The following is a 22,841-nucleotide window of genomic DNA, read 5'->3' on the forward strand; positions in this document are numbered from 1 at the left end:
TTGGACATGATGAACGAGAAATTGACGACCTATTTGAATGAGCTGTTTGCTCCGTATGATGGGATAAAGAGCGTGGGCGAACTGAAGGCCGACCTTCTTTCCGATTTGCAGGAACGGTTCCGTGAACTCAAGGCCGAAGGTAAGGACGATGAAACGGCCTTTGCCATGACCATCGATAGCATTGGCGACATCGAAGAGACGGTGGAAGAAATCGCTAACCTCTCCCAGTCGCTGGAACGGCAGGTGCGCATCAACCTGCGTGCGATGAATCTGAACGAGAGCGACTTCGCGGGCGTTGCCCTGCATAAAGGAAAATTCAAAGCGAGTGCGTTGCGCGGAGCCAACTTTGTTGGCGCGGATTTGACCGGTTGCTCGTTTGCGACGAGCGATGTGCGTGAAGGCAATTTTGACGGGGCCAATCTGACAGATTGCAGTTTTTACGCCACGGACCTCGCAAATGCGAGTTTCCACCAATCCGTGCTTGTACGCACCGATGTGAATGTTTCAAGCCTGAAAGGCGCGAAGTTCATAGACACCAGACTGACGGACGCTGAGTTGGCCAAGTCAGATCTTAGAACCGCAACCTTCGAGAACTGTACCTTTCACGGCGTTGATTTCAAATATTGCGATTTGCGAGGAATTCGTTTTGACGAACAGATTTTCAGCGGTGTGCGTTTTGACAGGTCCACATTGAAAGACGTTTCGTTTCGAGGCGCAACGCTCAAGAATGTGTCATTCCGGCTACCGATTTCCGTGACAAACAAATCGTACAACGACTTCAAAACCGTCTGCTTCGACGGCGCGATGATGGATAAGCTGACCTATGCGGCGCTGAAAGGCCTGTGGGTCGTCGATTTGTCAAACGTCAAGGTCATCTAGGAGAACGGCAATGTGCAAGTGCAAGGGGACGACCGTGATTGGCAAAACGGCCGCAGTGGTCGGCGCGCTGCGGCATTCTCGCGGTTGCCATATTTCAGTTTGGTGTGACGAGCCGATATCCTACGCCGGGTTCCGTGACGATGAAGCTTGGATTGGCGGGATTATCCTCAACTTTTTTGCGAAGATGACCGATGTAAACTCGTAGATAGTGGCCTGCAGCTTCAAGGTTCTGTTCGCCCCAGACCTGTTTCAGCAACTGTCGATGTGTGATCACTCGTCCTGCGTGTGTGGCAAGTGCCTTGAGCAGATCGTATTCAATCGGCGTGAGTTTCACAGGCGTGCCGTTCTTCTCCACATGGCGTCGAGCCAAATCCATGGTCAGCGATCCAATTTGTATGACGGGTTCGTCTGGTCGACGTGCGGAGTGGCGCAGCGCGACCCGAATGCGAGCCATTAACTCCCCCATTCCAAACGGTTTTGTGATGTAGTCGTCGGCGCCGTGATCGAGCGCGAAGACTTTTCCATTTTCGTCTTCTAATACCGTTAAGACGAGAATGGGCATTTCCGCCCATTCTCGGATCTTGATCAAGGCGTCCAACCCATTCATATCGGGCAAACCTAAATCCAGAATGATTAAATCAGGCCGAATCATGCTGGCTTGCAGAATTCCGTCTCTCCCCGTAGATTCCTCGTAGATCGTAAAACCATGCGCCTCCAGGGTGACCCGGAGAAGTTTTCGGATCTGTGATTCGTCATCGATAATTAGAATCTTCGCTCCCATCATCCTGAGCCTCCGTACTCGATGTCGATGGTATGATGTCGGTTGGATATCCGTGGCTGATTCAGGTTTGACTCAGTCGCCGACAGGCAGTCGAATCGTGATCATCGTTCCCTGAGGTTCCGCCGGCCTGGCGAAGATCTCGCCGCCGTGCGCTTCGACGATGCCCTTGCAGATTGCGAGGCCGAGCCCCGTGCCCGGAACAGAAGTGTCAGTATCCGAGCGATAGAATTTCTCGAAAATTTTCTCCGCCTCGTCCTCGCGAATGCCCATGCCCTCATCTCGTATACACAAGGTCATGATCCCGTCGTATTCCATGCAATCGAGACGGATAAGGCTGCCGTCGGGTGAATATTTGATTGCGTTGCTCAGGAGATTGACCAGCACCTGTTCAATCAGTATCTCGTCGACGGCGATGGCGGGGAGATTGTCGGGTATGTTCACTTCCATTGTTCGATGTTGCAGCGCATCTCCGATTTGGCGCAAGGCGACGCCGACGATGTCGGAAACATCGCACCAGCGCTTGTTCAGTTGAAGCATACCACTTTCCATCCGCACCATTCCAAGCAGATTCGTCACCAACCGATTCATTCGCAATGCGCCTTCGCGGATGGTGGAGAGAAGTTCCCGCCGATCATCTGGAGACAGGATGTCTCCACTTTCCGTCATGCCGGTCACCGCACCCAAAATGGTCGCCAGCGGCGTACGTAACTCGTGGGAGATGGAATGCAACAAGGCGGTTCTGAGACGTTCCGATTCTGCGCTCAAGTGAGCGATCTTCGCTTCTTCTTCAAACCGGATTCGCGCGATGCAAACGGCCGCCAACCCGGCCAAAGCCTGTACGATCCGCATTCTCGCGGTCCCGACGTTCACGTTGGGGGACTGCTGTTGCCCGATACACATGACACCATGGACGTTCGATTCGGTCTTCAGAGGGACATACAGGAACGTGGAGTCGCGGTTTTGGTTCGTCCCATATCCAGCGATGCGGCCATGGCGATAGACCCAGTCGACAATGCGCGATTCGGGGATTGGCGCGTCTCCATGGGATTGGAGCCCTTCCTCTGCCCTGACCGTCAGATGGCCGGCTGCATCTGGGAGCAGAATGGCCGCGGGCAATCCAAACGTATCTGAAGCATGACGCACGATCTCCCCCAAAACAGTATCTAAGTCGCGTCCGGCCGCGACTTGGATGCTCAACGTGTAAAGCGCGGATGTGATGGCTTCGCGTTCGCTCAATTCCCTCACGCGCTGCCGCAGGCGCGCCGCCAAACCCGCGGTGAATATGGCCACGGCCAGATAAACGCCAAATGACACGACGTATCGGATATCCAATACGGTGAAGCGATGAATTGGAGGAACAAAAAAATAATCAAAGGCTGTAACCCCGATGGCTGCAGCGTAAAACGAAGGTGCGAGTCCCCAGCGGACGGAACTGACGATCACGGGCAGGAGATACAGGAGAGCAAGGTTGACAAGCGTGAAAGCGTAGCCCACTTTCCAAAAGATGATTGTCATGAACCCTACCATGAGCGTCACGATGATGTAGGGAAGAAGTGTGTACTTGTTCACGTGATCCCCATACACCACCGTGTCCGACATCGACCAACCCGTCATTTGTGATGAAAGAACACGCCATTTTGGTCGTATAGACGTATGTCGCCGCATGACTTAGACCCCTCTTCGAATCATAACCACTCACTTATTTATACTCCCAATGTGCGTTAGAGTCCGCCGTTTTTACAGCTTTTTTACACCTGTGCTCGGTATCTTTGCGCCATTTTTACGCGCTGTCGACTTACAATCACCTCGTTCCTATCCAAGCAACGCGACAGGAGGGCAAATGCATGCTCGACGTGGTTTCGATAGCGATCTTTTTCGCGGTGTTCGGGCTCTTCGTGTGGCTCATGAAAACCTTTGACAAAGCGTAAAGGCATCGCCACTGTTGGACAAGTCGGGAGGGGATACCGTGATTTGGATCTTGCTGGGGATTTCGGTCGTTTTCATGGTGTATCTCACGTACGTCATTTTTCATCCGGAGAAGTTTTGAACGGGTCGGATTAGTTCAAGAGGGAGTGAACACGGTGACCTTCGAAGGTATCATGCAGATTTTGTCCGTGATCGCCATCATATTTGCCATTGGCATACCGCTTGGCGGGTATATGTATCGCGTGTACACAGGCAGACGCAGTTGGCTTGAGCCAGTATTTGTGCCAACGGAACGGTTTTTCTATCGATTGGTAGGGGTAAACCCCGCTGCGCAAATGGACTGGAGAGCGTATCTGAAGCCGATTTTGTTGGTGAGTTTCGTAGTCATGATGTTTGCTTACGCGATGTGGAGGCTGATGGGCCATCTGCCGTTGAATCCAGACGGCAACAAGTCCATGCCGCCGGAACTGGCGTTCAATACTGCCGCAAGTTTCATCACGACGACAAACTGGCAGAACTACGGCGGTGAAACGGGGATGACCTACCTCGGCCAGTTGGCGGCGATTGTGGTGCAGTTTGTGGCACCTGCCCTCGGCATGGTCGCGGCCGTTGCATTCCTGAGGGGGCTTGCCAACGACCGTTCATCGAATGTCGGAAACTTCTGGGTCGATTTCATCAAGACATTCACAAGAATTCTCATTCCTATTTGTTTGGTTTCGGCGATCGTCCTGGTCGGACTTGGCGTCCCCGACACATTTCTGGGCGCCGCGAAAGTGCACACCCTGCAAGGTGCCGTTCAGACCATTTCACGTGGACCTGTCGCTGCCCAGGTGCCAATCATGCAGCTCGGGAACAACGGCGGCGGGTGGTTTAACGCGAACCTGTCGCACCCATTGGCGGATCCGACGGCCTTGACCGACGTGATCGAACTCGTCTTGATGGGCGTCGGTCCAACCGCCTTTTTGGTTATGTTCGGACATTTCATACGCAGTCGCAAGTGGACGGCGATTTTCTATGTGTTCATCGGTGGAATGCTCGTGGCGGGAACGATGGTGATCTACGCCAGCGAGTCGGCGGGAAATCCAATTCTGCACCATGTTCTCGGCGTGACCGGCCCAAATATGGAAGGCAAAGAAGTCCGTTTTGGCATACCGCTCAGCAGTCTGTTTGTCGCGGTGACCGCAGGAACGGACACCGGAGCCGTCAATGCGATGCACGACAGCCTGACACCGCTTGGCGGTCTCGTGCCCATGGCAAATATGATGTTGATGGTCGTCTTGGGCGGAGAAGGTGTCGGATTGCTCAGCATCATCATGTTCCTCATCATCACCGTGTTTCTCTCAGGGCTGATGGTCGGCAGAACGCCCGAGATATTCGGTAAGAAGATCGAGTCCAGAGAAATCAAGCTTGCCGTCTTGGCCATGCTGTCATCGCCAGTGACGCTTCTGATTCCGACCGCGATCGCGGTGATGACAAAGACGGGTGTGTCGTCGATGGAGAATCCTGGTCTGCACGGGTTCTCAGAGGTGTTGTACGCATTTACGTCCATGACGTTCAACAACGGCTCAGCCTTCGGAGGGCTCGGCGGGAACACGCCATTCTTCAACTTGGTTGGCGGCGTGGTGATGCTGCTTGGACGGTACATCTCGATGATTGCGATGCTCGCCATCGCAGGCTCCCTCGCCATGAAACCAAGGATCCCGGTGAGCGCAGGCACGCTGAAGACCGATACGTTTACGTTCGGATGGATTTGGGTGGCTGTCGTTGTCATTGTGGGCGCGTTGACCTTCTTCCCAGCGCTGGCCATCGGTCCGATTGCGGAGCAGATTCAAATGGTGTCGGGTCACCTCAGTCAATAACCCGAGTTCCATCTGGAACGCATCATAAAGGAGACGTTCGAAGATGATTCAAACGATGTCGAAAGAGATCGTCAATCGCGCACTCATGGACTCGTTTATCAAATTGAATCCACGGGTGATGGTCAAAAATCCGGTCATGTTCGTCGTGGAAGTCGGCGCTGCCATCACGCTGCTCTTGACCGTTGACCCAGGTCTGTTCGGGGGGCAGTATGGGCCGCATCAGTGGGCGTTCAATCTGGCGGTATGCATCATCCTGCTGCTCACCGTGTTGTTCGGAAATTTTTCCGAGGCTATCGCGGAGGGGCGAGGCAAGGCTCAGGCTGAGTCCTTGCGCAAGACCAAAACGGATCTGATGGCTCATCGCCGGAAACCGGACGGAACTTACGAACTTGTTCCTGCGACCGCTCTTCGCAAGGGGGACACGGTCCGCGTTACAGCCGGCGAAGTCATTCCTTCTGACGGGGAGGTCGTGAGCGGAATTGGCAGCGTGGACGAATCGGCCATCACGGGTGAATCCGCACCTGTGATTCGGGGCGCCGGCGGAGATTTCAGCTCTGTCACAGGAGGCACGAAACTCTTGTCTGATGAATTGCTGGTCAGGGTCACCGTCGATCCAGGAGAGTCGTTTCTCGACAAGATGATTGGTCTCGTCGAAGGCGCCAGCCGACAAAAGACACCAAATGAACTGGCCCTGTCCGTACTGCTCGCAGGATTGACCTTGATCTTTCTAATTGTCGTCGACACGCTGGAACCGATGGCTCACTACGTAAGAGGGTCCATCGATGTCGCGACGCTCATCGCGCTGCTGGTTTGTCTTATCCCGACCACGATTGGCGCGCTGTTGTCGGCGATTGGCATTGCGGGCATGGACCGAGTGATTCGGTTCAACATTATCGCCAAGTCAGGCAAAGCGGTCGAGGCTGCTGGCGACGTGAATACCCTGATCCTCGACAAGACAGGGACCATCACCATTGGAAATCGATTGGCCACCGAGTTTTCGCCGGTCGGTTCACACACCGAACGGGAGTTGATGGAGGTGGCGGTTTTATCGTCCTTGTTCGATGAGACGCCTGAAGGACGTTCTGTCGTTGAACTGGCCGGGGAAAAAGGTGTTCGCATGGCCCGAGAGGCGTACATGGACTCCGAGAACGTGGAATTCAGCGCAGATACGCGGATGAGCGGTCTCGATTTGGCAAATGGCACGAAGGTTCGCAAAGGCGCGGTGGATGCCATCAAGAATTACGTCTTGCAGCGAGGCGGAAGCATTCCGAGCGATTTGGACGCCAAGACGGAACGTATTGCAAGAGAGGGAGGTACACCCCTTGCGGTCGTCAGAGGCGACGAGGTGTACGGTGTGATTTATCTCAAGGATATTGTGAAACCTGGCATGCGGGAACGATTTGCAGAGCTTCGGAAGATGGGCATCAAGACGGTGATGTGTACGGGAGACAATCCGTTGACAGCGGCGACCATCGCTCGGGAAGCCGGGGTGGATGATTTCATCGCTGAAGCGAAACCCGAAGACAAAATGCGCTTGATTCAAGAAGAACAGGCTCAGGGCAAACTCGTCGCAATGTCTGGTGATGGGACGAACGACGCTCCGGCGCTGGCGCAGGCGGACGTAGGTCTCGCGATGAACACGGGGACAACAGCGGCCAAAGAAGCGGGCAACATGGTGGATTTGGATTCAGATCCCACGAAATTGATTGAGGTTGTGGCGATTGGCAAACAGTTGCTGATTACACGAGGTGCCATCACGACTTTCTCTATCGCGAACGACGTCGCGAAGTATTTTGCGATTATTCCCGCTATGTTTGTCCAGGCCATTCCATCGTTGAAGGTCTTGAACATCATGCATTTGACAAGTCCGCACAGCGCCATCCTGTCTGCGCTGATCTTCAACGCCATTATCATCCCGCTCTTGATTCCGCTGGCGATGAGAGGTGTCCGCTATCGACCAATCAGCGCAACGTCGATGCTTGTCCGCAACATTTTCCTGTATGGTATCGGCGGCATCATCGTACCGTTTGCCGGGATCAAGGTCATTGATCTCGTGCTTGCGGCGCTAGGTTCCGCACATATCTAGGAGGTGATCAACATGGTGAACTTGTGGCGTGCGATCCGATTCACGGTTGTGTTTGCGATCTTGTTGGGCGCATTGTATCCGCTCGCGGTGTCAGGGATCGGCAATTTGCTGTTTCCGTACCAGGCGAAAGGCAGCATGGTTCAGTTGAACGGACAAACGGTCGGTTCGAAACTGATTGCACAGCAAGTGACGGCGCCTGGGTTGTTTCACCCGCGTCCGTCGGCTGTCGATTATGCGGCGAACGGTTCGGGGGGTTCGAACTTAGGACCCACGAATCCCGCGCTGGTCAAGGAAGTACAACAGAATTTGCAGGTGGTTGAGAAACAAGATCCGGGCACTCCGCCATCGAAGATACCGCCGGATATGGTGGAATCGTCCGCTTCAGGTCTTGATCCCGACATTTCCGTACAGGACGCCTTGATTCAGATACCTCGTATCGCCAAGGCGACTGGGCTCAGCCAAGCGTACTTGAAGAGCATTGTCAACGGGAATGCGCAGGGACCAGCGCTCGGGATCTGGGGCAATACGGTCGTCAATGTGATGCAACTGAACGTGGCAATCGAACAGAGGCTGCGAAAGTAACGCGATTGGTGCGGATGTCACACTGATTGAGAAGGCGAGTATCATGTCCTGCCATCATGGCCGGCTCTATTTTGGATACATGGTTTGTCCGGCGGATGTGGATTCGGTGACGCGACGGTGGTTCGGTGCCGTTTGGCGTTATCACGACGGTGTACGTGCACCTGTTGCGTACTGGATCGAAGAGACGGAAGAAGAGGTCCTCGGAGCGTGGAAAGGTTCAGCGTGGTACGAGGAAAGCATGTTGCTGTTCACGCCGTATCCGGTCCATGAGGTGTTCCAGATCGTCCAGCGACACTTGACTACGGAAGAGTGAGTCATGACAGTAGGTGATTGATTCGTGCGGACGTATCACGAAGGCGCGTTTGGTACCGAACCTGGACAATTGAAGATATGGATCGGCGCAGCACCAGGCGTAGGAAAAACCTACACCATGTTGCGCGAAGCCGCCTCGATGCGGGAGCGGGGGGTGGATGTCGTGATTGGTTATGTCGATACGCATGACAGGCCAGACACCGCCGCACAAATTGGTGACCTGGAAATGTTACCAAGAAAAACTATAAACTATCAGAGTCGAATGTTCGAAGAGGTGGATTTGAATGCCATTCTGCAGCGCCGTCCCGAGGTGGTGGTGATTGACGAACTCGCGCACAGCAATGCGCCGGGTTCTCTCTTTCCGAAACGCTACATGGACGTGGAGTACCTATTGGATCATGGCATCTCGGTGATGACCGCAGTCAACGTGCAGCATATCGAGGGGATTCATCGAGAAGCTGAAGAGATTACCAAAGTTCACGTCAGGGAACTGGTGCCTTATTCCATCGTGAAACGGGCGCATGAAGTCTCTGTGATCGACGTCACGCCGGAGACGCTTCGGCAGAGACTCTTGGACGGGAGCATTTATCCACCGGAAAAGGTCGATCACGCTCTCCGCCACTTCTTTCGAAAGTCCAATTTATCCGGATTGCGGGAACTCGCGTTGCGTCTCGTCGCGGAAGACGTCGATGAGCGTTTGCAGAATTCATATTCCCGAAGACGAATTCCAGGGCCAGTGGGTGCCAAGGAGGTAATCATGGTATGTGTGGGCCATTACGCGAGAGCGTGGAAATTGATCCGGCGCGCGCACCGGATGGCAGTGCGCATGAAGGCGGACTTGCATGTACTTACCATCGCGAAGGGATCGCCGGATCAACTGTCGGATCGCGAAAGGACCAATTTGTCGAAGCTGGAGGAGTTGGCGCACACCATTGGCGCACAATGGATCGTCGAGCCTCGCAATGACCGCAAGATAGGCGCCATCGTGACCGAGGTCGTTGAACGGTTGAACGTGACGCAAGTCGTCGTAGGTCAACCGATTTCCCATTCCAAGTGGAAATACTTTGGCAAAGAAAATCCCGTTCGCTATTTGCTGCGCAATCTCAAATACACGGATATCCGGATAGTAGGCTGGCGGGACTTTCCCGCGTACACGCTTCGGATTGCTCGTGAATCAGGAATGCAGAGCGATGTGGGAGCGTACCGTCGTCCATCGGGGCGCCTGACCATCTACGTCGGTGCGGCGCCTGGAGTGGGCAAGACCTACAAGATGCTTCAGGACGCGCACGATTGGAGAAACCGTGGTTGGGATGTCGTGATCGGCCTGGTTGAAACACACGGAAGGGCTGAAACCGCTGAACAAATCGGGGATTTAGAAACCATTCCGAAACGGAAAATCCAGGTGGATGGGCGTGTGTACGAAGAGTTGGACGTGAACGCGATTGTCCGGCGCAAACCTGCCATCGTTCTGATTGATGAACTGGCCCATTCGAATGTGCCGGGGTCCGAACGGGAAAAACGGTATCAGGATATTGAGTACCTGTTAGAACAAGGTATCCATGTCGTTACAGCTGTGAATATACAGCACCTGGAAAGCCTGCACGACAAGGTCGAACACATTACCGGTGTCAAGGTTCGCGAGCGTGTGCCGGATTGGTTCATGCGTCTGGCTCGGGAGATCAAACTGATTGATGTAACGCCAGAAACACTGCAACATCGTTTGCGGCAGGGCCAGATCTATACCCGGGAAAAAATTCAGTACGCGCTCGATCACTTCTTTCAAACCTCAAACTTAGCCGCTTTGCGGGAATTGGCTCTACTTGAAGTTGCGGACGATGTGGATCAGCGCATTCATCGTGAGTCGGAATCTCGTTTGGACGATGATCTGGAGAGGGTTCTTGTGTGTGTGAATCATCGTCCGCATTCGGAGAAGCTGATTCGCCGAGGATGGAGATTGGCAGATCGCCTCAACGCAGAACTGTGGGTACTTGTGGTTTTGACGTTTGAACCGATGAGTGAACAAGCGGAACGAGATTTGGCGAATATCGAAAAATTGAGCGAACAATTCGACGCCCACTTTGTCACTGCGCGCGCAAGCGACAATCATGTTGGCAAGACGATTGTACAGATGGCTCACGAACTGGCGGTGTCCTGGATCGTGGCGGGGCAACCCGTTCCGCCGAAGAGACTGATTGGCCGCATCAGGAAAAATCCGCTCGATTACGTGCTTGAGAACGCGGAATTTGTGGATTTGCATGTGGTTGCGCACGGTCGAGATGGATCGTAAGGGCGCGACGTGAGTGGATGGAGCGGTTTTGCGCGCTGTGATTCCTAACGAGGCGCCTCACGAGATTGAGGCGCCTCCTTGTCTGTGTTTTCGAGGTGTCAAACGATCTTCTGCTCACTTTTGAGGATCTTCAGAATCGGATCGCTCGAGTTCAGTTCTGTGATTGTGTTCACGGTGACTCCAAGTAACGACGGTTCGGATTGATCCAAAACAGATCCATTGGCGAGGTTGATCCATGCGCTGTCGAATGAGTAAAGACCATCGTTCAGATCAAACGACAAGCCTGCGTTCGACACCTTGGATTTCTGCACTTTTTCAACTTTCGAAGGGATGAGTGACAGATACATGGTCGACGGGCTGGCAGGGTTTTGGCTCTTCATCTGAGCTGCAGACGGGAGCGTACTCGAAATTGTACCATTTGAATGCACCACGACCTGATAGTGCCCTGGTTTCGCGACGATACCTTGCTCCTTGGATGTGTTGGGAGCTTGGAACTGTATGTCACCGGCGAAATCTGGCGATATCGTTAAGTTGAGGCTGGCCCCATCGTTTGGCTGATTCACCGACTCTTTCAGCACCTGGGTAAATTGCGAATTGAAAGCTTGCACGGATTCCCCAAACGTGTCTTGGAATGCCTGATCAGCATTTTCATGCTCCAAATGACTCACCAGCGTCTGAATCGAGGAGAAACCGTATTTCGAAATCAAGTCGCACATGGCCAGCCAGTCTTGCAGTTCGTAGTCGTATGACTCGGATCCGGAGAGAATCGCCGATTCGTCGCCCGTTAGCGGAACGAGTTGGCCAGACTGGGTGACAGACAAAATATCTTCGGCGTAGGAAAGTTCGCTGTCATCAAAGTCTATCGGGGTTTGAACGCTCTCTTGACCATTCATGCCCATAAAAACAGCCATGCCTTCGTTCATCCAACTGGGAATCGATTGAATATGCTGATTGATGTTGACGTGTGTCAACTCATGCGTCAGGGTATTCGCTAGTTCGGCGTCCGTCGTGTTTTGAAAGAGCGGAATAATGACCGTGCTTCCCAGCGTAAATCCATTGGAATCCTCTGATAGATTTGACGCGTCGCCGCTCGAAACCCCCAACTTTTTGAGCGCCTGACTATATGAGGCTGGGTTGTTCACTAGAATCACGGTTGCGGACCGATTCATCGTCGTGCCAAGAAATTGGCTGATGCGTTGAACAGAGTTCACTTTGGTAAGCATATTTTGTACGCGTGTCACATCGGCGGTGGACACTCCGGTTCCGGAAGCTTCTACTTTGACGCGCGGCTTCAAAAACGGTATCCAGATGGATGTCGTTCCTGCAGCTTTCGTCGCGGCGTTCGAAGGAGCAGCCTGAACTGGGTGGTTGGGAACATTGCTGCCAATAGAAGCTGCGCCATGTGCGGCGGAAGTCATCACGTGGCGCGCGGGTGCGGTCGAAACAGCGCATGTTGCGACGCCAAAGACCAATAGTGAAGCTGAAGCGAGGAATCGAAAACGTTTTCTCACGGCGCACGACCTCTCGAGGATAGTATGCAAGTGGATGGGTTGTGTCACGCCAAATTATAGATCGATAGATGAAGATTTACCATACAAAAATGAGAGTCTAGCAGGGGTTTGACCGTCTGCGCAAAGCATCGGGCCACAGCGATCAATTGTGCGCTGCGGCCCGATGCAGTTTGGGAAGCGGGGAATCAATCAGTCATGAAACTGAGCGACGTGGTTGGGGTGATGCTTGCGTACGATGCCGTGCGGATCGATCACGAACTTTCGCGCGACACCTTTGTCAAAGTCACGGTATCCGTCCGGAGCGTGATCGAGATCGATAATCGTGGCGTTGACGGCCTTCGCAATCTGTGCGCGGCCACTGAGGATAGAGTTCATCAGTCGGCGATGGTAGCGCATCACGGGCGTCTGACCCGTGACGAAAGAATGCGCCTTTGCCCAACCTAGTCCTATGCGGATCTTGAGCGATCCAATTTTCGCGTCGTCGTCGTGTGCGCCAGGGTCGCCTGTGACATATAAACCGGGGATTCCAAGCTTTCCGCCGGCTCGGGTGATCTGCATGATGGAGTTTAATACGGTGGCAGGGGCTTCAGTATGATCTTTGCCGTGTCCGTGGGCTTCGAAACCAACACAGTCGATGGCGCAATCGACCTCAGGAACACCGAGAATTTGTTCAATCTGTTCTCCGAGATCGTCATGTTCACTCAAGTTGATGGTTTCACAGCCAAAACTCCTTGCTTGCTCAAGGCGTGCGGGATTCAAGTCGCCGACAATGACCACGGATGCCCCCAGCAATTGAGCCGAATGCGCGGCCGCCAATCCGACTGGGCCAGCACCTGCGACGTAGACCGTCGATCCGGTTGTGACACCTGCACTCACGGCTCCATGGTAGCCAGTGGGGAAGATGTCGGAGAGCATGGTCAGGTCCAGAATTTTTTCAAGCGCCTGATCCTTGTCCGGGAACTTCAACAATTGAAAGTCGGCGTAGGGAACCATCACATATTCCGCTTGGCCGCCGACCCAACCGCCCATATCGACATAACCGTAAGCTGAACCTGGTCTGTCGGGGTTCACGTTGAGGCAAATATGTGTATCGCCTTCTTTGCAGGCGCGGCATCGACCACACGCGATATTGAAGGGGACTGACACGAGATCGCCTTTTTTGATGAACTCGACGTCGCGGCCCGTCTCGATGACTTCCCCGGTAATTTCGTGTCCTAAAACCAAACCTTCTGGAGCGGTGGTGCGACCGCGGACCATGTGCTGATCACTGCCGCATATGTTCGTCGACACGACTTTGAGAATCACGCCGTGCTCGCACTTTCTGCCCACATTCAGCGGATTGACACCGGGACCGTCTTTGAGAACGAGTTCCGGGAAATCGGTGTTTTCTACCCCGACCTTGCCGGGACCTTTGTACACAACAGCTCGGTTTCCTGACATTGCGAAGCACCTCCAAAACTTGTGAGTTGTGCTAGAGTAGGTACAGGAGAATCTTATGAACGCTGAGCGAAGAGAACAATATGAAAGCGATTACTTTTAGCTCGTGCATAATGATCCTTGTGCACGTGTACAAATTGAGCAGATGTCGAACGAACCATGGAGGAAGAAGGGGTTCATGTGGCGGATCACTCCATGCTGTGTCCGAGAAACGGACATGGGAAAGACGGGGTTCAGGACCAGATGTACTTTTCTGCGGTACGCCGCGGACAGGAGTTGCGGAAAAACTTGGATCGTGAAGTGTTGCAGTTGCACCATCGGTTTCCAAGCATCTCGTTTGTGCTCGAGGATCGCTACGGTGTGGCCATTCGATCAGTCGGCGATATTGAACGCGATCGAGCGAGATTTTCTTGGGCAGAAAAGCCGCTTCTTTGGAACGATCGCGAGTATGGACGCATTCGATATCTCGGCCAACTCGACAAATTTGAATATGCGGATATGTCCACAATCGTCATGAACTTGTCCGAGTTCGAACACTGGGTGCAGACCGAGTGTGAACGTCGAGGCGAGAAGGTACAGAAACTGCTGGCCGATGGAGTCACGCCAGAGATGGAATGGTTACTGAAACTATGTGGGCTCACAGACTATCCAGGATATACGCTTGTGGCGATGGAACTGGTATCTGCAACCGACAAATTCTTGTACATGGATTTGTTGAGAACATTCATGCTTGCAAGGATTTGGGGATACCGCGACACGCTGGACTTCGTTGCCTATCGGCCGGGCGGCTTGATTTGCATCTTTCCTGGGATGGACGAGGAGCAGTGGGGGAGGTCACTGGATACTTGGCTGTCCGAATGGAGGGCTTATCAGTCGCGTGTCCACGTCGAACAGACTATGGAAGTGCGGGCTTGTATCGCGACGGTCGATCACATGAAACGATTGGACCAAGCCGTTCGCAAGGTCGATTCCACACTCCAATTTGCAGACAGGTGGAACTTGAAGGGCGTCATACGCTCGCGCTCCAATCCCACCATGACCTACATGTTGTCAAACCTGCCGGAAGACAAGGTTTACGAGTTCGTGCACCGTACATTGGGTCCCATTCTACTTCCAGAGCACGCCGAGTTGTTACATACCTTGCGCGTCTATCTTTATCTGGATCAGAATGTCACTGAAACCGCCAAGGCGCTTTATGTGCACCGTAACACCTTGTTATACCGCATCAGGCACATCGAAGAACTGATTGGAATCCAGTTGCGACACACAGACCAACTCTCGTCCGTATGGTTTGCGATTGAGGGACTGGAGATGCTCGTATCCGCTGGGTGGGCGTTTCGCGGGGGAGTTTTATCGAATTTCAAGAAGTGATAGCGTTCATATAGAAATTTCATCCAAGGCTTATGATACATTTGGTTGAAGCGGAGGCAATTGAATGGCAGATGAAATCTTCGAAAACCCAAGGCTCGCTGCTATTTATGACCCATTTGACCCTGAGCGTTCTGACCTAGATGCCTATGAGTGAATGGACGATTGATATTTGAAACGCGGAGACCCGAATCACAGGCATGGGAACATTGGAATATGGTTTTTAGTTAACATAATATATATTATCGGACGTTGTAGGTGGAAACTTAGGGGAGTCGGTTCACACGACGACCAGTTCGAATCACTTCATCATTTGCGGGCGTATTGGTCGATGTCCGCTGCCGAGCCAGTTCCGTCTTCTTTCGATCCTTCCAAATCGGCAGTGTGTTATCTCACCAGCTTTATCGTTTCCATGATGTCTAGCGCACGACCTCCTGGTGCGTATACAATGTATCGAGTATGTCCGACCACAAATTCCACCTGAGAAGGCCGTCTTCGTTCCAGACCATGTTTCTGCTTGTCCATGCGTTGTCGTCCATTTTCCCGATATACTTCGTGAAAGCCATCTTCTTGTTCAGTACCACCGTGTCATACACCATGATCGCGGCGAGGGTTGGGTCTTGAGCAACCCTCGCCACGTACCGGATTCCTACCCCTTATTCTGATTGAGCGACGGCGTTTTCTGATTTTGCAATGACCATCGATGCCAACGAGTTGCCCACTATGTTTGTCGCGGTACGGGCCATGTCGATGATGAAGTCGATCCCGAGCAACAGTGCGACACCGTCCAAGGGCAGGCCAATCGACTTGGCCGTGGTAATCAATACGACAATTGCGGCGGAGGGCACGCCCGCAAGTCCCTTGGTCAGGACCATGAGTAGACCGATAATGGCCAATTGATGACCAATCGACAAGTGCAGTCCGTACACGTGAGATAGAAATACGACGGCGATCGCTTCATACAACGTAGCTCCGTCCAAATTGAACGAGTAACCGATGGGCAACACGAACGACACTACCGAATTGTCCGCGCCGAATTGCTCCAATCGTTCAGTCAGCGGCGCCAGAACGACTTCTGATGAACGCGTGACAAATGCGAGAACCACGAGGTCCCAGATTGTTCGCAGCAACTTCCAGTACTTGATGCGGAAATAGGCTGCTATCAAGGGCAAAAGAACAAACACGATCACTGCAAAACCGATATAAGCCACCAGGATGAATTGAAGCAGCGCACCAAGGCTGGACCAACCATATTCGGAAAGGTCGTAAGCGACATAGCCGAACACACCGATGGGCGTAAATTTGACAACATACGAGATGACCTTGAACATCGCCTGTGAAAGCGACTCCAGGACGTCTTCCATCGGTTTTGCCGAATCGCCAATTGCCGCTAAGGCGAGCCCCAAGAAAATGGAGAAAAAAACGATTGGCAGCAAATCTCCGTTGGCCAAGGACGAGAACAGATTCGAGGGTATGATATCGAGCAGAAACTGCTCAAAATCGATACCTTGTGCAATTCCGCTCAAACTTGAGGTGGACGTCCCGGGCAGGGAAACTCCACGTCCCAAGCCTGCGACGTTGGAAATGAACACCGCAATGATCAGAATGATTGTGGTCACGATCTCGAAATACAGGATGGTCTTTCCGGCAATCCTCCCTAACTTTTGGATGGATCGCATTCTCGATACGCCGAGTACAATCAACGGGAAAATCAATGGGATGATGGTCATTTCGATAAGACGGATGAACGCATCCCCAAGTACCTTCAGATCAACGCCAACAGATTTGCTCAAAAGTGACACGAGAATGCCGGCACATACGGCAACCATCACTTGGACAAAGAGTGGGATTCTTCTCATCGACAGACAGCCCTTTCACGGTGGTTTCGCGTTGTATCTTTATCTTGAGAGCGTCTTGTAAACCTTCGGCTGTCCGATCGGCGGTTTGAAATTATCTTGAGGTTAATACCCACTATTCCAATTTGTCAAGTTTATTTAGTGCCGGATATTTTGTGGTTTCGAGGAGGGTCTCTGGCAGGGACGGTCGTGCACCATACCGTCCCTGCCAGAATGGATGGGGTGAGACGAGGAAGCCGAGGACCCTCATTGTTACGACTCGACGACCGTGGCGTTCATTTGCGCCAGTACGCTCAACTCCGCAGCTTTCAGCGCGTGCTCCTGAGTCATCGCGTGTTCAGTCCGATGGAGGCAATCGAGAATGAGCTGCCCGAAGAATGGATAGCCAACCTTTCCGTGGACTGGAATATGGAATTCGCCTTCGTCGTTGACGAGATAGAGATGGCTTCCGGAGGAATCGCGGCCAACATCGATGTACTTCCTCAGCTCGATGTATCCTTTGGTGCCGAGCAGGAATGTTCGCCCATCACCCCATGTGCCCAAGCCGTCCGGAGTAAACCAATCCACTCTGAAATAGTTCGTGGCACCGTTGTCCGCGATGAAAGTGGCATCGCCAAAGTCTTCAAATTCGGTATATTGCTTGTGGTTATAGTTCGCGATCTTGCTCGAGATCAGCGTCGCGTCCCGTGCGCCTGTGAAAAAGAGAAACTGCTCAATTTGGTGACTGCCGATGTCACATAAAATCCCGCCGTAGCGGCTGCGTCGAAAGAACCAGTCCGGGCGGCTCGACGGGTTCATTCGGTGAGGTCCCATGCCAATCACTTGCACAACCCGCCCAATGGCGCCGTCTTGAACCAATTGGCCGGCGAACACCGCGCATTCGACGTGCAACCTTTCACTGTAGTACACGTTGTATCGTCGCCCCGTCTGTGCAACCGTTTCGCGCACCTGTTGCAACTGTTCCAGTGTCGTCAGCGGGGCTTTGTCCGTGAAGTAGTCCTTCCCATGTTTCATCACGCGAATGCCCAAATCTGCCCGATCGGAGGGGATTTTTGCCCCAGCGATCATATGGATCGACGAGTCGTCAAGAACCTGGTCTTCCGAGCGAGCGACTTTGACGTCAGGATACTTTGTGCGAAAGGCGTTCACTTTTGCTTCGTCGGGATCGTAGACCCAAACCAACTCTCCGCCGGCTTCGATGAGGCCGTTGCACATCCCGTAAATATGGCCGTGGTCCAACCCAATCGCCGCAAAGCGAAACTCGCCCTTCTCACAAACCGGATTGGGTTTACCTTGTGGAGCATAGTTCATACCATCCCGAGTAGACACGCGGTTTCCTCCCTTATGTGCAAAGCGGTTCATTCATGCCCTGTCGTGGTAATGACGTTCTTCTCAAATCTCTCCACAGACGCGGTCTTTTCATAGAAGCGAGGGACCGAGGCCATCAGTCCGGCCTTAGTATAGAACGGATCCGTCTCGCTGAGCGGCAATGTCACTCGTTGACCTGTCGCTGCGGATTTATAGATCGCCACAATAAGTTCCAACGTCTTTCGGCCTTCATGGCCGTCGATGAGCACTTTGCGCCCGTGTTCAAGCGCCGTCAGTACATCGTCGATTTGACCGACATGGTGTTCGTACTGGCTGTCCGGCAAACTGTCGTAAAATGACTGAATCTCCGCCTCCAGTTTTTCGTTGCGTTCAGGAAATCCATTTTCCTGCGAAATCGAGGCATAAAGATCCCAAGGCGCCGATACTTTGGCGTGTTCACACTGAAACACCAACTGCTGTTGTTGACCGTGATGGACGACAGAACTGGTGATTTGCCCGACGCTTCCCCCAGGAAAGCGCAACAGAGCAATCGAAATGTCTTCCACTTCCGCATTGTCGTGGGCCACATTGCTCATGACCGCCTGAACTTCCGAAGGCATACCCATCATCCACTGCAACGCGTCGATGTGGTGTACGGCGTGGTTCAATGTGCAGCCGCCGCCTTCGCTCTCCCACGTTCCTCTCCACCACAGATCGTAGTAGCTGTGACCGCGCCACCAAAACGAATCCACCTGTGCGTGGAGAATCTTCCCCGCCACGTTCTCATCGAGTACCTGCTTCAACTTCATCCAGGGGGTGCGGAACCGATTCTGGGCGACAACCGATAAAATGCGCCCGCTTTCGCTCGCTGCCGCAATCATGGCGTCGCATTCCGCGAGTGACGCGGCCATGGGCTTTTCAACGAGAACGTGTTTACCCGCTTTTAAGAAGTCGATCGCGATTTCCGCATGCGTCGAAGGCGGCGTACAAATGGAGACCAAATCGATATCTGGGTTGTTCAACAACTGTTTGTAGTCTGCAACTGCGGAAGCATTCAGATGGTAGTCTTCAATCGACTTTTCTGCTTTGTCCACATAAATATCGCAAACCGCTACAATCTGGCACCGATTCGGAAAACTCAGGTATCCTTCGATATGTCTGCTGGAAATCGATCCAGTTCCTATCACAGCGACGTTCATCATCATTCTCGTCTCCTTCCAAATTTCATCCGTTGTACGAATGACTGATCAACTCTTCACGGCGCCGCTTGTCAGTCCGCCAAGGATGTAGCGTTGAAGCAGCAAAAAGATTACGACAATGGGAATGCCGCTTGTCAGGCTCGCAGCCATCAGTTGGCCCCAATACACGCCGCCGCCAGCGTCTCCCGCCGACAAGAACGCCTGCAAACCAACGCCAATAGTTCTCGTCGTATTCGATGTCAATACGCTCGCAAACAGCACATCCCCCCAAGACAGTAAGAACGAAAAGACAAAGGCAACCACCATGCCTGGCAGCATCAACGGCAGCACTACGCGAAACAGCAATTGCAGCCTGGTGGCTCCATCAACCTGGGCCGCCTCTTCCAAATCGATGGGAATGTTCTCGAAATAGGAGATGAGCAGCCAACAGGCAAATGGCAGGGCAAACGTGAGATAGGTGATGACGATGGTGTAATATTGGCCGACCAGCCGGATGCCAAATGCTTGTTGGATGAAGACGATCACGATGAACAGCGGCAGCAGCATCATGACTTGCGGCACGGTTTGCATGGTGATGAGGGAATAGAGAAATACCTTTCTTCCTCGAAATTGAAAACGCGAGATCACATAGGCCGCACCAAATGCGACGACGGTGGCCAAAAATCCAGTTGCGGCCGAAATGATCACACTGTTCATCAGGTACTGGCCGAGACCGATATTGGACCACATCGTCACATAGTTGCCCCATGCCCAGTGTGAGGGAAAGAGCGTTCCGTCCCCCACCTCGCTGTCAGGCGTAAGCGACATGATGACCATGTAGAGAAATGGGATGATGATGATCAATCCCAAAATCACGATACCGGCAAAGCGAATCCGCACCAAGGTTTTGCTTTGTGTCATCGTGTCGCCCCCTCCCCTATCTTCAGCATTCGGATGTAAAAGATGGCTGGAATCATCATGATGATCAGCGTGATGATGGACATAGCCGCACCCAGGCCGAAATTAAAGGTTTGGAACGACGTGATGTACACGTTTAACGGCAGTACGTCCGCCTGGGGTGACGGAGGCGTGCCAAACATGATGAACGGCAAGGTGAAATTGTTGAAGTGGTTGAGCGTCGAGAGCAAGACGGCCAAACCAAGGATGGAGCGAATATTGGGCACCGTAATCGAAAAGAAGCTTCTGACGGGGCCGGCGCCGTCCATATACGCGGATTCATACTGATCTGTCGAAATGCCTTGAAGCGCTGCCAGCACCATCAGGTAGATAAATGGCCACGACCCCCACGCGTCGGCGATGACCATGGCCCAAAACGTGTGAGGGCCAATCAGCCAGTACGTACTCTTGTTGGCGATGTGGAGCCAGGACAGGACTTGATCGATGAGCCCTGTGCCGTTGAGAAACAGGAGTCTCCAGACGAGCGCGATGACAAACACAGGCAGTACGTACGGCAACAGAAACAGCGCGCGAATCCACTTTCGACCTCGAAATGGTTTGTTGACCATGAGTGCCGCCATGACGCCAACCGGCGTAATAATCGCGGTCGTCACGAGAGAAAACGAGACACTGACCCACACGCTTCGCAGCGCGGACGCGCCGAGTGCACTGCCCTGCTTGAGCGCGTCGATAAAGTTTCCCAGTCCGACGAACGGAGCACGGACCCAGTGAATCAACGTGTACTGGTTCAGGTCAATCAGACTTGTGTAGACCGCGATCAAGAACGGAACGACGATAATGAGCAACAGCAAAAACAGAGTGGGAAAGAGCATCCACACCGGCATACGATTTGCGGATCTTCGCTTGCGGGATGCCTTGGCGCCTGTGGACGTGGCTGTCGTTTCCGCGAAATCTACCTGGACACCCTCTCCACGCATAGAATCGACCCTCCTCACGAAATTTGCGCTCTGATTATTGGAGCGTATTTTGAATTTGCGCGTTCGCCGCATTCAGCGCCGAAGCGATGTCTCCGCTCTTGTAGGTCTTCGTCGCAATCTCATCCGCAATCTGGTTGGCTGCCCCGCCGAACGCCACCTCCACATTGCCCCAGTTGCCGCTGAACGGGTAGGGATACGCGTGATTTTCCGCTTGTTCCAACATGCTGATGGTCGGTGTTTCAAGCGGCTTATAGTTCTTATACGCGTCGACGTTCACCGGAAGGTAGCCGATGGAATTGAAGATTTCCCGTTGTTGCGGAACGCTTGTGAAGAAGTTGATCCACTTCAACGCGGCTTGATACTGAGCCCCTTGAACGTAGTTCGGGATCACCAGAAAATCGCCGGATGTAAACGTTTGCACAGGCGTTCCGCCCTTTGGGAGTTTTGACATTCCGTACGGAATCGTCGGCATCGGCGCGTACGCCCAATCGTTCTTCACGGCCGACGCGTTCAACGAAGGCACGAACGCATAGCTTTGCATGGGCAGCATCGCAATCTTTTGATTCTCGAACGCGCTCACGAGGTCTGTCGACTTGTAATCCAAGTCATTCGGAGACGCAATCTTGAATTTGGTCACCCAGTCAAACCAGAAACTAAGCGCTGTCTGTACGGGTTTTGAATTGAGGGTGGCTTTGGTGTAGTTGGAATTCAGGAAGTCGCCGCCGAGTTGCTTCGTCATGACCCAGTTGATGTGCCACGGGTCGATCGAATCCGCGGGATCGATGCCAGTGCCCCATTGGTCTTTGGACGGTTTCGTGAGCTTTTGAGCATCCTTGACGAACTGTGTCCAGGTCGTCGGTGGAGACTTGATTCCAGCTTCTTGAAACATCTTCTTGTTGTAAACGAGCGCAAACGGATTGATCTCCCATGGGATTCCGATCTCCTGGCTTGCGGACGGGCCTGACATGGTCAACTGTTTTGCGAAATATCGAGATTTGCCGCCAATCGCCTTCCAGTCCGCCGCCGACAGCACATGAAAGCCGTGCGTGGCATAGGCCGTAGGAATGGGCCCGACGTCCATGATCGTAGGTCCTTGCCCCGTCGCGGTCATGGTCTCAATGTCGGTATCTTCCTGAGACGCGGAGTCCCATGTGGACCACGTCACTTTGATACCGGGATTTTGCTTTTCAAATTTCGCAATCATGTCGTTGACCATCTTCTTTTGACCTTGCGGGTTGCTGGTGATGAGGCCCAACGAGAGGCTGATGGTAATGGGGCTGCTGCTGCTCGCGTTTTCGTGTGCAGTGTTTGCGTGTGTTGCACTTGCGGTCGATGTACCGCCGGGCTTGACTTCCGCACTGCCGTTGGACGTATTGACGCCTTGCGGCACCGTCGTACAAGCGACTAGAGCAAACGAAGAACCTAATCCCATCGCCGCGCCCAGAAGTGCGCGCTTGGCATGTTTCCGCATAGTAAATCCCCCTTGTATACCTAATAGAACAAGTAGTTTACGAATGCGCTTTCATGGATGCGTGTCTCGTTTGTATACTTATATACTTGTATACAATGATTATAG

At 53.1% G+C, this 22,841-nt stretch carries 19 protein-coding genes; 8 read left to right on the plus strand and 11 right to left on the minus strand.

Annotation, left to right across the window (positions count from 1 at the left end):
* Positions 1-9 precede the first annotated feature (9 nt).
* Positions 10-879: a pentapeptide repeat-containing protein gene (locus tag AAC01S_RS02630; RefSeq protein WP_067618584.1), complete on the plus strand. Its 870-nt coding sequence runs from the start codon at positions 10-12 to the stop codon at positions 877-879.
* 94 nt (positions 880-973) lie between these two features.
* Here the strand turns inward: AAC01S_RS02630 and AAC01S_RS02635 are convergent, their stop codons facing one another.
* Both AAC01S_RS02635 and AAC01S_RS02640 read right to left on the minus strand, forming a co-directional pair.
* Positions 974-1,663 carry a response regulator gene (locus AAC01S_RS02635; protein WP_067618347.1) on the minus strand — a complete coding sequence of 230 codons (690 nt, stop codon included), beginning with the start codon at positions 1,661-1,663 and terminating at the stop codon, positions 974-976.
* Between the two features lie 69 nt (positions 1,664-1,732).
* Positions 1,733-3,259: an ATP-binding protein gene (locus tag AAC01S_RS02640; protein WP_083511449.1), complete on the minus strand. Its 1,527-nt coding sequence runs from the start codon at positions 3,257-3,259 to the stop codon at positions 1,733-1,735.
* Positions 3,260-3,626: 367 nt separating this feature from the next.
* Here AAC01S_RS02640 and AAC01S_RS20165 point away from each other — a divergent pair, with 367 nt between their 5' ends.
* From AAC01S_RS20165 to AAC01S_RS02665, 6 genes are read left to right on the plus strand one after another with little or no spacing between them, the layout of a single operon-like run.
* A complete protein-coding gene (locus tag AAC01S_RS20165; protein ID WP_083511450.1) occupies positions 3,627-3,707 on the plus strand; it encodes a potassium-transporting ATPase subunit F in 81 nt (26 codons plus the stop codon).
* Positions 3,708-3,741: 34 nt separating this feature from the next.
* Positions 3,742-5,445 carry a potassium-transporting ATPase subunit KdpA gene (kdpA, locus tag AAC01S_RS02645; RefSeq protein WP_067618350.1) on the plus strand — a complete coding sequence of 568 codons (1,704 nt, stop codon included), beginning with the start codon at positions 3,742-3,744 and terminating at the stop codon, positions 5,443-5,445.
* Between the two features lie 43 nt (positions 5,446-5,488).
* Entirely contained in the window at positions 5,489-7,531 is a 2,043-nt protein-coding gene (gene kdpB / locus AAC01S_RS02650; protein ID WP_067618353.1) for a potassium-transporting ATPase subunit KdpB, read from the plus strand.
* Positions 7,532-7,543: 12 nt separating this feature from the next.
* Positions 7,544-8,113 carry a potassium-transporting ATPase subunit KdpC gene (kdpC, locus tag AAC01S_RS02655; protein ID WP_067618356.1) on the plus strand — a complete coding sequence of 190 codons (570 nt, stop codon included), beginning with the start codon at positions 7,544-7,546 and terminating at the stop codon, positions 8,111-8,113.
* Between the two features lie 43 nt (positions 8,114-8,156).
* Positions 8,157-8,426: a hypothetical protein gene (locus AAC01S_RS02660; protein WP_067618359.1), complete on the plus strand. Its 270-nt coding sequence runs from the start codon at positions 8,157-8,159 to the stop codon at positions 8,424-8,426.
* 24 nt (positions 8,427-8,450) lie between these two features.
* Positions 8,451-10,712: a histidine kinase gene (locus AAC01S_RS02665; RefSeq protein WP_067618362.1), complete on the plus strand. Its 2,262-nt coding sequence runs from the start codon at positions 8,451-8,453 to the stop codon at positions 10,710-10,712.
* Between the two features lie 98 nt (positions 10,713-10,810).
* On the opposite strand, the gene AAC01S_RS02670 is transcribed toward AAC01S_RS02665, so the two are convergent.
* Positions 10,811-12,223 (minus strand): hypothetical protein, encoded by a 1,413-nt coding sequence (locus tag AAC01S_RS02670; RefSeq protein WP_067618365.1) that lies wholly within the window; start codon positions 12,221-12,223, stop codon positions 10,811-10,813.
* 189 nt (positions 12,224-12,412) lie between these two features.
* Entirely contained in the window at positions 12,413-13,663 is a 1,251-nt protein-coding gene (gene fdhA / locus AAC01S_RS02675) for a formaldehyde dehydrogenase, glutathione-independent (protein ID WP_067618368.1), read from the minus strand.
* A gap of 177 nt (positions 13,664-13,840) precedes the next feature.
* Here fdhA and AAC01S_RS02680 point away from each other — a divergent pair, with 177 nt between their 5' ends.
* Positions 13,841-15,031 (plus strand): PucR family transcriptional regulator, encoded by a 1,191-nt coding sequence (locus AAC01S_RS02680; RefSeq protein WP_067618371.1) that lies wholly within the window; start codon positions 13,841-13,843, stop codon positions 15,029-15,031.
* 416 nt (positions 15,032-15,447) lie between these two features.
* On the opposite strand, the gene AAC01S_RS02685 is transcribed toward AAC01S_RS02680, so the two are convergent.
* The 7 genes from AAC01S_RS02685 to AAC01S_RS02715 all read right to left on the minus strand — a co-directional run bounded on the left by AAC01S_RS02685 (position 15,448) and on the right by AAC01S_RS02715 (position 22,736).
* Positions 15,448-15,666, minus strand: a complete 219-nt coding sequence (locus AAC01S_RS02685; protein WP_067618374.1) for a hypothetical protein — start codon at positions 15,664-15,666, stop codon at positions 15,448-15,450.
* Between the two features lie 18 nt (positions 15,667-15,684).
* Positions 15,685-16,887: a dicarboxylate/amino acid:cation symporter gene (locus tag AAC01S_RS02690; RefSeq protein ID WP_067618377.1), complete on the minus strand. Its 1,203-nt coding sequence runs from the start codon at positions 16,885-16,887 to the stop codon at positions 15,685-15,687.
* Positions 16,888-17,136: 249 nt separating this feature from the next.
* Positions 17,137-18,213, minus strand: coding sequence for a Gfo/Idh/MocA family protein (locus AAC01S_RS02695; protein ID WP_157071018.1), 1,077 nt, complete (start codon positions 18,211-18,213; stop codon positions 17,137-17,139).
* A 29-nt stretch (positions 18,214-18,242) separates the two neighbouring features.
* Complete coding sequence (locus AAC01S_RS02700; protein ID WP_067618384.1) at positions 18,243-19,394, minus strand: Gfo/Idh/MocA family protein; 1,152 nt, start codon at positions 19,392-19,394, stop codon at positions 18,243-18,245.
* A 45-nt stretch (positions 19,395-19,439) separates the two neighbouring features.
* Positions 19,440-20,291, minus strand: coding sequence for a carbohydrate ABC transporter permease (locus AAC01S_RS02705; RefSeq protein ID WP_067618387.1), 852 nt, complete (start codon positions 20,289-20,291; stop codon positions 19,440-19,442).
* On the minus strand, positions 20,288-21,265 hold the full coding sequence (locus AAC01S_RS02710; protein WP_083511452.1) for a carbohydrate ABC transporter permease: 978 nt from the start codon (positions 21,263-21,265) through the stop codon (positions 20,288-20,290). Before AAC01S_RS02710 ends, AAC01S_RS02705 begins: the two co-directional genes overlap by 4 nt.
* Positions 21,266-21,299: 34 nt before the next feature.
* On the minus strand, positions 21,300-22,736 hold the full coding sequence (locus AAC01S_RS02715; protein WP_067618390.1) for an ABC transporter substrate-binding protein: 1,437 nt from the start codon (positions 22,734-22,736) through the stop codon (positions 21,300-21,302).
* Positions 22,737-22,841: the final 105 nt, after the last annotated feature.

The sequence above is a fragment of the Alicyclobacillus acidiphilus NBRC 100859 genome, from assembly GCF_001544355.1.
Lineage (GTDB): Bacteria > Bacillota > Bacilli > Alicyclobacillales > Alicyclobacillaceae > Alicyclobacillus > Alicyclobacillus acidiphilus.

What these genes read in the sequence shown, in the direction of transcription:
- AAC01S_RS02715 (WP_067618390.1), bottom strand. Translation starts at nt 22,736, where the DNA reads ATGCGGAAACATGCCAAGCGCGCACTTCTGGGCGCGGCGATGGGATTA.
- kdpC (WP_067618356.1), top strand. Translation starts at nt 7,544, where the DNA reads ATGGTGAACTTGTGGCGTGCGATCCGATTCACGGTTGTGTTTGCGATC.
- fdhA (WP_067618368.1), bottom strand. Translation starts at nt 13,663, where the DNA reads ATGTCAGGAAACCGAGCTGTTGTGTACAAAGGTCCCGGCAAGGTCGGG.
- AAC01S_RS02690 (WP_067618377.1), bottom strand. Translation starts at nt 16,887, where the DNA reads ATGAGAAGAATCCCACTCTTTGTCCAAGTGATGGTTGCCGTATGTGCC.
- AAC01S_RS02700 (WP_067618384.1), bottom strand. Translation starts at nt 19,394, where the DNA reads ATGATGAACGTCGCTGTGATAGGAACTGGATCGATTTCCAGCAGACAT.
- AAC01S_RS02705 (WP_067618387.1), bottom strand. Translation starts at nt 20,291, where the DNA reads ATGACACAAAGCAAAACCTTGGTGCGGATTCGCTTTGCCGGTATCGTG.
- kdpB (WP_067618353.1), top strand. Translation starts at nt 5,489, where the DNA reads ATGATTCAAACGATGTCGAAAGAGATCGTCAATCGCGCACTCATGGAC.
- AAC01S_RS02710 (WP_083511452.1), bottom strand. Translation starts at nt 21,265, where the DNA reads ATGCGTGGAGAGGGTGTCCAGGTAGATTTCGCGGAAACGACAGCCACG.
- AAC01S_RS02630 (WP_067618584.1), top strand. Translation starts at nt 10, where the DNA reads ATGAACGAGAAATTGACGACCTATTTGAATGAGCTGTTTGCTCCGTAT.
- AAC01S_RS02635 (WP_067618347.1), bottom strand. Translation starts at nt 1,663, where the DNA reads ATGATGGGAGCGAAGATTCTAATTATCGATGACGAATCACAGATCCGA.
- AAC01S_RS02660 (WP_067618359.1), top strand. Translation starts at nt 8,157, where the DNA reads ATGTCCTGCCATCATGGCCGGCTCTATTTTGGATACATGGTTTGTCCG.
- AAC01S_RS02640 (WP_083511449.1), bottom strand. Translation starts at nt 3,259, where the DNA reads ATGTCGGACACGGTGGTGTATGGGGATCACGTGAACAAGTACACACTT.